The sequence below is a fragment of the Hyphomicrobium sp. genome (assembly GCF_041674905.1).
Lineage (GTDB): Bacteria > Pseudomonadota > Alphaproteobacteria > Rhizobiales > Hyphomicrobiaceae > Hyphomicrobium_B.
This window is the reverse complement of record NZ_JBAYUV010000006.1, coordinates 126,840-137,247: the sequence shown is the minus strand read 5'-3', so window position 1 is coordinate 137,247 and position 10,408 is coordinate 126,840. Positions and strand designations below refer to the sequence as shown.

At 62.3% G+C, this 10,408-nt stretch carries 9 protein-coding genes, 1 tRNA gene and 1 pseudogene; 3 read left to right on the top strand and 8 right to left on the bottom strand.

The window, feature by feature from the left end; all coding sequences use genetic code 11:
- Nucleotides 1-784, top strand: a pseudogene (locus tag WC026_RS04480) (cobyric acid synthase CobQ); the annotation flags it as partial.
- On the opposite strand, the gene cbiB reads toward WC026_RS04480, so the two are convergent.
- The 7 genes from cbiB to WC026_RS04445 form a co-directional block, all read right to left on the bottom strand.
- A complete protein-coding gene (gene cbiB / locus WC026_RS04475; protein WP_372709600.1) occupies nt 768-1,742 on the bottom strand; it encodes an adenosylcobinamide-phosphate synthase CbiB in 975 nt (324 codons plus the stop codon). The pseudogene WC026_RS04480 and the gene cbiB overlap by 17 nt on opposite strands.
- 45 nt (nt 1,743-1,787) lie before the next feature.
- Complete coding sequence (gene cobA, locus WC026_RS04470) at nt 1,788-3,275, bottom strand: uroporphyrinogen-III C-methyltransferase (protein WP_372709599.1); 1,488 nt, start codon at nt 3,273-3,275, stop codon at nt 1,788-1,790.
- A gap of 266 nt (nt 3,276-3,541) precedes the next feature.
- Entirely contained in the window at nt 3,542-4,375 is an 834-nt protein-coding gene (locus WC026_RS04465; protein WP_372709598.1) for a rhodanese-related sulfurtransferase, read from the bottom strand.
- Between the two features lie 52 nt (nt 4,376-4,427).
- Nucleotides 4,428-6,377: an acyltransferase family protein gene (locus WC026_RS04460; protein WP_372709597.1), complete on the bottom strand. Its 1,950-nt coding sequence runs from the start codon at nt 6,375-6,377 to the stop codon at nt 4,428-4,430.
- Nucleotides 6,378-6,511: 134 nt separating this feature from the next.
- Nucleotides 6,512-6,587, bottom strand: a tRNA-Phe gene (locus WC026_RS04455).
- Between the two features lie 92 nt (nt 6,588-6,679).
- Nucleotides 6,680-6,901 carry a DNA gyrase inhibitor YacG gene (locus tag WC026_RS04450; protein WP_372709596.1) on the bottom strand — a complete coding sequence of 74 codons (222 nt, stop codon included), beginning with the start codon at nt 6,899-6,901 and terminating at the stop codon, nt 6,680-6,682.
- A 52-nt stretch (nt 6,902-6,953) separates the two neighbouring features.
- The gene (locus tag WC026_RS04445; RefSeq protein WP_372709595.1) at nt 6,954-7,703 is read right to left on the bottom strand and encodes a Maf family nucleotide pyrophosphatase; all 750 of its coding nucleotides are present in this window, start codon (nt 7,701-7,703) and stop codon (nt 6,954-6,956) included.
- Nucleotides 7,704-7,859: 156 nt separating this feature from the next.
- Between WC026_RS04445 and WC026_RS04440 the strand changes: the two genes are divergently transcribed.
- Nucleotides 7,860-8,567 carry a Crp/Fnr family transcriptional regulator gene (locus tag WC026_RS04440; RefSeq protein WP_372709594.1) on the top strand — a complete coding sequence of 236 codons (708 nt, stop codon included), beginning with the start codon at nt 7,860-7,862 and terminating at the stop codon, nt 8,565-8,567.
- Nucleotides 8,568-8,606: 39 nt separating this feature from the next.
- On the top strand, nt 8,607-9,926 hold the full coding sequence (locus WC026_RS04435; RefSeq protein ID WP_372709593.1) for an adenylate/guanylate cyclase domain-containing protein: 1,320 nt from the start codon (nt 8,607-8,609) through the stop codon (nt 9,924-9,926).
- Here the strand turns inward: WC026_RS04435 and WC026_RS04430 are convergent.
- Nucleotides 9,906-10,400, bottom strand: a complete 495-nt coding sequence (locus WC026_RS04430) for a UPF0262 family protein (RefSeq protein ID WP_372709592.1) — start codon at nt 10,398-10,400, stop codon at nt 9,906-9,908. The genes WC026_RS04435 and WC026_RS04430 overlap by 21 nt on opposite strands.
- Between the last annotated feature and the right edge of the window lie 8 nt (nt 10,401-10,408).

Sequence of the window (10,408 nt, the reverse complement as noted above, 5' to 3'; positions counted from 1 at the left end):
GGCGCGAAAGCTTCCGGCGGAGGATGCGCTCGGGCTGCGCGATTTATTGAAATCGAGTTCGTCCGGGCGCACCGGCAAGTTGACGATCGCGGTGCCGATGTTGCCACGCATTTCAAACTTCGATGATCTCGATCCGCTCAGGAACGAACCGAACGTCAGCGTCGAATTGATCGAGCGGGGGCGCGCCATTCCGGGCGATGCCGATCTTGTCCTACTTCCGGGGTCGAAATCGACGATCGACGATTTCGCGGCTCTCCGCGCGGAAGGCTGGGACATCGATATCAAAGCACACGTGCGCCGCGGTGGGCGGGTGCTCGGGCTTTGCGGCGGCTATCAGATGCTCGGCACGTCGATTTCCGATCCGCACGGCATCGAAGGACAGGCACGCAGCATTGAAGCGCTCGGCCTGCTTGATGTTGAGACGATGCTCGGCTCGGAGAAACGGCTTGCGAACGTCGAAGGCAGGCTTTCAAGCTCCGGCGCAGCCTTCTCTGGTTACGAAATGCACGTCGGCAAAACAACCGGCCGAGATCTGGCGCGGCCGTTTCTGACGTTTTCGGACGGGCGGCACGATGGAGCCGTCTCGCAGGATGGGCGCGTTGCGGGCTGCTACGTCCACGGATTGTTTTCATCCGATGCCGCGCGGGCGGCGTTTCTTTCCGAGCTTGGCGCGACAACGTCGGGCGAGAGCCACGAGGCTGTCGTCGATGGAGTTCTCGATCGCCTGGCGGAGCACCTAGAGAAACACATCGATATCGAGCGGCTACTTACACTCGCAAAATGAGTGCGAGCCCGAGAAGACCTGCAAGCATCAGTGCCCACGCCACGCTCGCGACGCGTAGCGCACGGAAAATATCGTCGGCATTCGCCTCGCTCCGTCCGTCGCCCATATACGCGTCGTCCACGAGTGTTGCGCCGTAGGTCTTCGGGCCGTTGAGCTTGAGGCCAAGCGCGCCCGCCATCGCGCTTTCCGGCCAACCCGCATTCGGCGAGCGATGGCGATACGCGTCGCGGCGCATGGCGCGAAATGCGTCGTCCATTGAGGAATTTGGCACAAGCCGAGCCGCGAGCGCGAACAGCAATCCGGTCAAGCGCGACGCGGGCAGATTGACGAGATCATCGAGGCGAGCTGCAGCCCAGCCGAATGCTTCGTGGCGCGGCGTGCGGTGGCCGATCATACTGTCGGCCGTATTGATGGCTTTGTAAGCAACGAGGCCGGGCAATCCAAGAAGCGCAAACCAGAGCACTGGCGCGGCGACGCCGTCGGAAGCGTTCTCCGCCAGACTTTCAATCGCCGCACGCGCGACGCCATGCTCGTCGAGCGTTTGCGGATTACGTCCAACGATACGCCCGACTGCGATGCGCGCAGCGTCGAGCCCGTCATTCTGCAGAGCATCGGCAACGTCGCGGACGTGGTCGTAGAGGCTGCGGCTCGCGAGCATTGTCGACGCGAGCAGCACAAGTCCGAGATTTCCGAGCCACGTCGGAGCAAGCGCGATCTGGATGATCCACGCGAGACCGGCGGTGATTGCAATAATGACGAGCAGCGCTAGCACGCCGGACGCCTTGCGCGCGCTGCTACTTTCGTCGTCGCGATTGAGGTCACGGTCGAGTTTGGCGATCAGCGCACCGATCCAGGTGACCGGATGTCCGATGAGTTGATAAAGGCGCTGCGGATAACCGAACGCCGCTTCCACTCCGAGCGCGGCGACAAGAATACACAACGTTGTCGCGAATGACATAGCCGCTATCCAGCCTGCGAGGGGCAATCGCGGAACGTCATTGCATCAGCTTGCGATCGGCAAGCCGCCGAGAGCGGACGCAAGCGTGCTCGCCTGCTCGGCGTCGGCGGTCGTCGCATGGCGCAGCGCCTCGCCGATCATGACAAGCACGGGACCATCGGGATGCGCGGCATCAAGCTCCGCCGCGATTTGCCCGACCGTGGACATAAAGACTTGCTCATCCGGGCGCGTTGCGTTCGCGACCGCGATGGCGGGAGTCTTCGGGTCGAGCCCGTGCCCGATCGCGGCTTCGGTCAGTTCGCTCAGCGTGCGTTTCGGCATATAGACAACGGTTGTCGCGGCATGGTCCGCGACCGATGCCCAATCGATGTCGGACGGCAGGTGGCCGCGACGATCGTGCGCCGTGATGAACTGCAACCGGCGGGCATAGTCGCGATTTGTCAGCGCCACCTTCAAGCCCGCCGCCGCGCCCTGGGCGGAGGTCACGCCCGCCACGATGGAGATTGGCACACCGGCTTCCTGACAGGCGGAGATCTCTTCGCCTGCCCTGCCGAAGATCAACGGGTCGCCGGACTTGAGCCGCACGACGCTCAGGCCTTCGCGCGCCAGCCGGATGATCTCGGCGTTGATGTCGGGCTGTTTGCACGACTTGCGGTAGCCGCGCTTGCCGACGTTGATCAACTGCGCACCGGGGCGGACACATGAGAGGATGGGCTTGGCGACAAGGTCGTCATAAAGCACCGCGTCGGCCGATTGCAGAGCGCGCAGGGCTTTGACCGTCAGAAGATCGGGATCGCCAGGACCTGCGCCAACGAGCGTGACGGTTCCCGTCTTCGCGCGCTGATTGGCGTCGTTCGCGCCGACCGTGCTGGCTGACGAACCCAACTCCGAATACCGCGTTTCGAATGGCGTGCGCGGTTGCCATCCGAGCCGTTCGAGTTCCGGATCGAGGTGCTCTTCCTCGGGCCAGCCGAGAAGCAGATAGCCGATGAATTTCCAATGATCTGGAGCGCCGAGCGTCGCCGAAATCGTGGCCGGATCGACGATCGATACCCAGCCCATGCCGAGCCCTGCTTCACGGGCCGCGAGCCAGAGCGTCGTCACCATGCAAGCACACGAGCTTTCGAGCGTTTCCGGCATCGTCTGGCGGCCAAGTCCGTGGCCCTGCGCGGCATGATGATCGCAGAACACCGCCAGATGGACGGGAGCCGCGTCGAAGCCCGCAAGCTTCAATTTGTTGTAGAGGCTGGCCTGCTCATCGCTGTAAGCGTCGGCCGCTTTGCGCCGCTCCGTCTCGAAATTTTGGACGACCGCGGCGCGCACTCCGCTGTCTTTGACATTCACGATGCGCCACGGCTGGCTGTTACCGACGGACGGAGAAAGATCGGCGAGGCGCAGCAGCCGATCGAGCAACGCGTCCGGAACCGGATCGGTTTTAAAACGGCGCACATCGCGCCGCCAGCGGATCAGCTGCGTCAGCGAGATCGGAGCGGCTTGTCCGTCTATCGAATTTTCAGAATCGCGAGATGCCATCGGCAACATTTACCCGGTTTCGGACCCGGCCACAGAGTCCAAAACGCTCCTATAGCACCTTTGGTCTGCCGACAGAGAGGCCGGAGGTCGCAAGCGGGCAGACAATCTCTGGAAATCCCTAAAGGATCACGCCCCGATATTCGCGGGCACATCCGTCGATTTTTTTCTCAAGCCAAGATTTTTGGCGGACGAAATTTCAAATTTCCGGCCGCTAACCAAATCGGCATGGCGTCGGCATCGTTGCCGTATCACCCTGGCCGGACAATTCATGCCGATTGCACGGTTCGATCGCAGCCGGCGCATAGGTGGGTGCCGCTTTGCGCATCGCCGGCGCGGCGGGGGCTTCCGCACCTGGCGCACAGCTCGTGATGACCCTGGTGGACGCCGTGCTCGAGCGCCACGCGCTCGTCGAACACGAAACATTCGCCGCGCCAGAGGCTTTCCCCGGCGGGGATTTCCTCGAGGTATTTGAGAATGCCGCCGCTCAGCTGATGAACGTCGGTGAAGCCCTGCGCGAGAAGGTACGAACTCGCCTTCTCGCAACGGATGCCGCCGGTGCAGAACATCGCGATTTTTTTCTCTGGCGCGCCGTGAAGCTCGGCCGAAACGTAATCGCGGAATTCGCCGAAACTGCGCGTGCGCGGATTGCGCGCGCCTTCAAACGTGCCGATGCCGAATTCGTAATCGTTGCGCGTGTCGATGACGACGACCTCAGGGTCGGAGATCAGCGCGTTCCAATCCTTCGGGTCGACGAGGTGACCGGTCAATGCCGAGGGGCGCAAGTCGGGAACGCCGAAGGTCACGATCTCGCGTTTGACCTTCACCTTGAAACGCTGGAACGGATGTGACGCCGCGTAAGAATGTTTGACGCCAAGGTTCGCAAACCGGGTGTCCGAGCGCAATTCGTTGACGATCGCGGCAATGTCTGCGTCGGGTCCGGAAATTGTCGCGTTGATGCCTTCGCCTGCGAGGAGGATCGTGCCCTTGACGTCACGGTCCGCGCAGAATGATCGAAGCTCGCTCTGCAAGGCCGTGGGGTCATCGATATCGACGAATTTATAGAATGCGGCAACAGTCGTGCGCACTGCTTGATCGGTCATCGTGTCGTGAACTCGGTCTGCGTTTCGTATTGTTGCCGCCACATGAGATGCCTCATGGAAGGGCTGCGGGTTTTCCGGGATCGATGGACTGGGCCGCCGTTTTACCGGGCCACAAAACCGGGGCGAGAAGCTTAGCCGCTATCAGCTTCTCGCCGGCGACGGTCAAGTGATTATCATCGAAATAGAGGACCGTGCCATCGATCGCGGCCTTGCATTCGATCTCATTGCAGAGCGTCGGAAGCAAGGACATATACGTCGCGCCTGCGGCCGAGGCGATCTTGTCCAGCGTAGCGTCAAGTTTTCGCAAGGCCTTCATGTCGGGCCGAAAAGCGTAAGTGTCGGGCTTGGTTCCGAGCATCGCCTGGCGCGCCAGTGTGGCGGGCACCGGCAGCTGGTTCGGATGCGGGGGCACTTGGCCGAAGAGGATGACGCGATGCCCGGCGGACGACAAAGCCCGCAGCACTGCGTCCAGACCTCGCGTAAACGCGGCCGAATATTCGTGCGTCCAGGCGACGGCGTTCGCTGCAACGATGATCGTCGTCGGCGCGAGCGCGACGAGATGCTCGATCATTCGCGCATTGTAGCCGGGGCATTCGGCTTTACTCGGATAGGTAAAATCAAGCGCCGGCGGGCAGCCCGATGCGGTCAACTCGCGAACGCTCTCATTTCGCGGTTCGGCGAGCGCGCCCAGCGCGACGGCCAATTCGGCTCCGTGACTGTCGCCGTAGACAATGGTGGTCGGCGCGACAGCTGCTCCGAGAATGCAGGACTTGTCGAAGTCGCCCGCGAGCGTGCCGTCGAAATGGCAAGCCGCGCGCTTGGGGCTCGCGTCCTGAGCGGCGGCCGCGATGCCCAGAATTTCGGCTGGAAAGCGGTTCGGCATGCCTTGCACGCTCACGAGCATAGTCGCAGTCAGCGCCAGCGCGCCAAGGCTCAAGCTACCTCCGATGAAGGCCGTTTTCCGGTTCGACACCGCGCCGTCGCGGCGTCTGAAAGGCGTTTCGACGAAGCGCCACGTCAGGACCGAGAGCGCGGTTGCCACCGTGATCAATAGTAGTTGCTGGAACGGCGTGAACGGCTGCACGAGCAGCAGTTTTGCGAAGACGATCAACGGCCAGTGCCAGAGATACAGGCTGTAGGAAATCGGGCCGACGAAAACGAAAGGCGGGAAGCTCAAGCCGCGCGCGATGCGTGTACCGCCGCCCGCCCATATGATCAGCGCAGTGCCGACGCACGGCAGCAGCGCCGCATAACCTGGGAACGGCGTCTTTTCGCTGAAGAAGATGACGGCCGCCGCAATGGCGAGCAGACCGAGGGCGCTTGCGATTTCCCGCTGCCACGTTTGCGCTGGAGCAGAAACAAGCCCGAGAGCGACGACGCTTCCGAGCAGCAATTCCCAGGCACGGGTGTGGATCAGGAAATAAGCGGAGCGCGGGTCGCCGGGCGTGAGGGCAATGCTCAGCGTAAGCGAGACGGCGAGCGCACCGCAGACAAAGATTGAAACTCCTTTTTGTCCGAACCTGTAAGCCAGCGAGAGCAGAAGCGGAAACGCCACGTAGAATTGCTCTTCGACGCCGAGGCTCCAAGTGTGCAGCAGAGGCTGTGTCGCGGCGGCCGGATCGAAATACCCGATCATACTCGCGAACCAAACATTGCTCAACGAAAGCGCGGCCGCCAGCAGGCTCGTGGCATAGGCTTGCAATTCATTCGGAAGCAGAATGGCGATCGCCGCGACGGTGGAGCATGCGCCGACAAACACCAGAGCCGGCACGATCCTGCGGATGCGCCGCTCATAAAAGCTCGCGATGCTGAATCGTCCGGCGCGCAGATCCTCGGCAATGATCCGCGTAATAAGAAAACCGGACAGCACGAAGAAGACGTCGACGCCGACGTAGCCGCCGGAGAACGGCGACATGCCGAGATGGCAAAGGAACACAGAGGCGACCGCGATGGCCCTCAGACCGTCGAGTTCGGGCCGATATCTGAGATTTCCGTCCCCCACCCGTCACACTCCAGCCGGTTGCCTTCGCTATAACGCGGGCAGTCGGGCTTACCCAGCGCCGCGCTTTCGACGGCGCAATCGCTTTCGGCGAATATCTTGCCCTTTTAGGGGATCAGGTCTGTGGGGAGGGCGAATGGTGCCCAGGGCCGGAATTGAACCAGCGACACTGCGATTTTCAGTCGCATGCTCTACCAACTGAGCTACCTGGGCTTGCCTCCGCGGCCAGCGGCCCATGCGAAGTCCGGCCCTTATAGGGGGGCGTTTGCCGTGATGCAAGCGCGACGAAACCGCGTTGCCCGGCTTTATTCGTCATCCCTCTCCGGCCCCGTGCTTCCGCCCCGAGGGTCTCCACCATTGTCCTCGTCATCGTCACGGCCGGGCACCGCATAGGCGCCCCCGAACCACTTGGCGAGATCGATGTCGGCACAGCGTTTCGAGCAGAACGGGCGATAGGCGTCGGCCGCAGGCTTGCGGCAGATCGGGCAGCGCACGGGCCTGCCGGCGGCTTCAGAAGATGGGCACATAGCACATAGGTTCAGGAAACACGGGGTTGATCAAAGTCGGGCGCGATCAAAGTCAGGCGCGATCGACTTCGGCGTATCGCAGCCAATTATACTGGATCGGAAATTTCTCCGAATTGAGAAGCCCGACAACCTCGGTCAGCGGCAGTCCGACGACGTTGGTATAGGAGCCGATCAGGCGCTGCACGAAGCAGCCGGCGAGGCCCTGAATGGCATAGCCTCCGGCTTTGCCGCGCCACTCGCGCGAGGCGATGTAGGATTCGAGTTCGGCGCGGTTGATGTAGCGGAAGCGGACCCTGGTATCGACGATCTTCGTGCGCACCCTGTCGTCTGGCGTGATGAGGCAGACGCACGTTTGAACCTTGTGCGTGCGGCCCGACAAGAGTTGTAGCGACGCCATCGCTTCCTCGACGTGCATCGGCTTCATCAGGATCTTGCGACCCATCGCAACGACCGTATCGGCGGCGATGACATAGGAGTCGGCAAGGTCGGGGTCGTTGGCGATCTGGTCGCGCGCAACCTCGGCCTTGGCTTTTGCCAGCCGCGCGACGAGAGCTCGGGGCATTTCCCCGCGACGCGCGCTTTCGTCGATGGAGGCTGGACGGAGCGCATCCGGCGTCACCCCTATCTGCGCGAGGAGTGTAACCCGGCGCGGGCTGGCGCTGGCGAGGACGAGCCTCGGCCGCTCGATCTCGGCCTTCGAGGACGCCCGTTCGCGCGCCATCGATCGCCGCAACGTTTCGCGGCTCGGCGCATCGGAGCGGGCGAAGCCGGGAAGAAAGGCGGATTTCAGCGATGATATCATGGGCGGCCTGCAAGAGGTGCGAAGCGTCTCGACACCAGAAAAGATGGGCGGACAATGGGCAAGCCGTGGACTTTTAGCAAGACCTGGGTGCGTTGCGGGGGACTGCAAAACAAGGCATGAATAGCGCCGCAAAATTGAGCGGCTATGATGGCGACAATGGCTCTGAAAACCGACTCTGCCGGCCTTCTTGCTCGAACCCCGCTTTTTGCCGGGCTGGATGAAGCGAGCCGCAAGGCCGTGGCGAGCGAACTCCGCGAAGCATCCTACGAGCCCGGCCAAGTGATATTCTCGCGCGGCGACGCGGGGGCCGACCTTCATATCGTCAGTAAGGGACGTATCCGGCTTTCGGTCCTGACGTCGGATGGGCGCGAGCTTTCGTTCGCGCATGCGGAGACGCCCTCGATCTTCGGCGAGCTTGCGATTTTCGACGGGCGTCCGCGCTCGGCGGATGCGACGGCCGTCAACAAGGTCGAGACCCTCCTGCTTTCGAAATCCGCGTTTCTGCGCCTTCTCTCGTCGCACCCTTCGGTCGGCGAAGCGGCCGTGCGCTTCCTCGCCGGCCGGCTGCGCGACGCGGACGAGCAGCTCGAGGCCATCGCGCTGCACCCGATCGAGGCGCGACTGGCGCGGTTCTTCCTCGCCTCCGTCCGGCAGAAAGATCCTTCCGGAAAATCCGAAAAAGTCACTCTGGCCTTGCCGATCTCGCAAAGCGAGCTGGCGCTCCTGGTCGGGGCGAGCCGCCCCAAGGTGAACGCCGCGCTGCAACTCCTCGAATCGGAAGGGGCCATCGAGCGCCGGGGGCAGCAAGTCATTTGCGATATCGCAGCGTTGAGCGGCATCGGCCGTCTCGACGACAAAGACTAGCGGCAGACTGACCTCCGCGCAGCCTCCGGGTCCCATTGCATGACGATCGCCAATCGAGACAATGAAGGTGGTTGGCAGAGCGGCTGGCTGCAAGGCTGCTTCGCCTTGCTCAAGCAGATCCTTCGCCCGGCGAAAGCGATCTTCGGCACGATCGCGCGCATCGGCATCAAGGATTATCCTCCCGACACGCAGCGGCGCCTGAAGATCGTCAACGTGTTCTCGTTCCTCGTTGTCGTCACGACCTTCATCTACGCGATGCAGCTCTGGATGTCGGGCGACAAGGCGATGATGCCCGTCGTCCTGATCAACCTCGGCCTTGCCATCATCCTATCGTTCGTGCCGCTGATGCACAGGATCAACGAGATGGCGGGCGGCCTGCTGCTCGTCGTCGCCGAATTCGCCGCGCTGATCGGATTTACATCCTACTTTGGACGCCTGGGTGGAGCGCCCTTGCAGTACGTCGTAGCGGCTGCCGCGCCGTTCGTGATTTTCGAAGCGCGGCGGTTCTGGCTCGTCTTCGCGATCGTGACGACGGCGCTGGTGCTGCATCTGTTCGCCTGGTTCCAATTTCCCATGGAAGCGGCGCGGCTGCACGCCGATCAGAAGGTTATCGATTCCTTGTACGTGCAGGGCGCGATCACCACGTTCGGACTGATCGCGGCCTGCGTCTATTATGCGTTCGGTCTCGTCGAGACGGCCAAGGCGGAAACGGAAACGGTCCTGCGCAACATCCTTCCCGACGTTATCGTCGAGCGTCTGAAAGCTGCGCCGGGAGAGACCATCGCGGACGGTTTCGCGGAGGCTTCCGTTCTGTTCGCGGACATCAGCGGGTTTGTGCGTCTGGCGCGCGGGCTCGGCCCGGAAAAAACCGTCGCGCTCTTGAACCGGCTCGTCACCGCCTTCGACGAACTGGCGCAGCACCACGGCGTCGAAAAGATCAAGACGATCGGCGACGCCTACATGGTCGCGTCCGGCGTGCCGATCCCGCGAGCCGACCATGCGCAAGCCCTGGCTGCAATGGCGCTCGATCTGGTTTCCACGGTGCGCGTCATCGCAGCGGAAGAAAACATAGATCTCAATGTCCGTATCGGCATCGCCGCAGGTCCGATGACGGCGGGCGTCATCGGCAAGAATAAATTCAGCTACGACGTGTGGGGCGACCCGGTGAACATGGCGAGCCGGCTCGAGCAGTCGAGCGAGGTCGGGCGCATTACCATTTGCCCTACGTGCTACGCCGCATTGAAAGAGACTTTCATTCTGCGATCGCGCGGGCTGATCGACATCAAGGGCGTCGGCGAGCAGGAAGCGTGGTTTCTCGATGGCCGGCGCGAGCCGAGCCTATCCCTTCCAGTGCAATGAGCAGACGAGCGTAAACAGCCTGCGGGCCGTATCGTCGTCGACGATGATTTTCGGCAGCAGCTTGTCGCGCAGCAGAACGCTGCCCTCGTCGTGGAGACCGCGGCGGCTGACATCGATGGCCTGGATGCGTGCGGGCGGCGCGGTTCTGACCGCCTCATAATAGGATTCGCAGACCATGAAGTAATCCTTCATGATGCGCTTCAGGGGCGTCAACGCGATAGCGTGCTCGAAGTTCTGCTCATTGCTGCCCGCTGCAACGTTCATTTGTAGACGGTCGTCGACGATCGAGAGATGCAGCTTATAGGGACCGCCGTCGACGTCTTCGACACGGAAAGTGTTGCCGTCGAGAATATCGAAAATAGCAACTTCGCGCTCATGCTCGGCATTCACGTTCGCACGGCCGAGCGACTTCGTGTCGAGCGTAATTTCCGCTAGACGATCACGGCCCCCGGTAATGCTCACGGTTTGATCCATTCTGCCTC

Excerpts from the sequence above, each read along its gene's own strand:
- WC026_RS04430 (WP_372709592.1), bottom strand. The coding sequence starts at position 10,400 with ATGGATCAAACCGTGAGCATTACCGGGGGCCGTGATCGTCTAGCGGAA.
- WC026_RS04440 (WP_372709594.1), top strand. The coding sequence starts at position 7,860 with ATGGCTCTGAAAACCGACTCTGCCGGCCTTCTTGCTCGAACCCCGCTT.
- WC026_RS04435 (WP_372709593.1), top strand. The coding sequence starts at position 8,607 with ATGACGATCGCCAATCGAGACAATGAAGGTGGTTGGCAGAGCGGCTGG.
- WC026_RS04465 (WP_372709598.1), bottom strand. The coding sequence starts at position 4,375 with ATGACCGATCAAGCAGTGCGCACGACTGTTGCCGCATTCTATAAATTC.
- cbiB (WP_372709600.1), bottom strand. The coding sequence starts at position 1,742 with ATGTCATTCGCGACAACGTTGTGTATTCTTGTCGCCGCGCTCGGAGTG.
- WC026_RS04450 (WP_372709596.1), bottom strand. The coding sequence starts at position 6,901 with ATGTGCCCATCTTCTGAAGCCGCCGGCAGGCCCGTGCGCTGCCCGATC.
- WC026_RS04445 (WP_372709595.1), bottom strand. The coding sequence starts at position 7,703 with ATGATATCATCGCTGAAATCCGCCTTTCTTCCCGGCTTCGCCCGCTCC.
- cobA (WP_372709599.1), bottom strand. The coding sequence starts at position 3,275 with ATGGCATCTCGCGATTCTGAAAATTCGATAGACGGACAAGCCGCTCCG.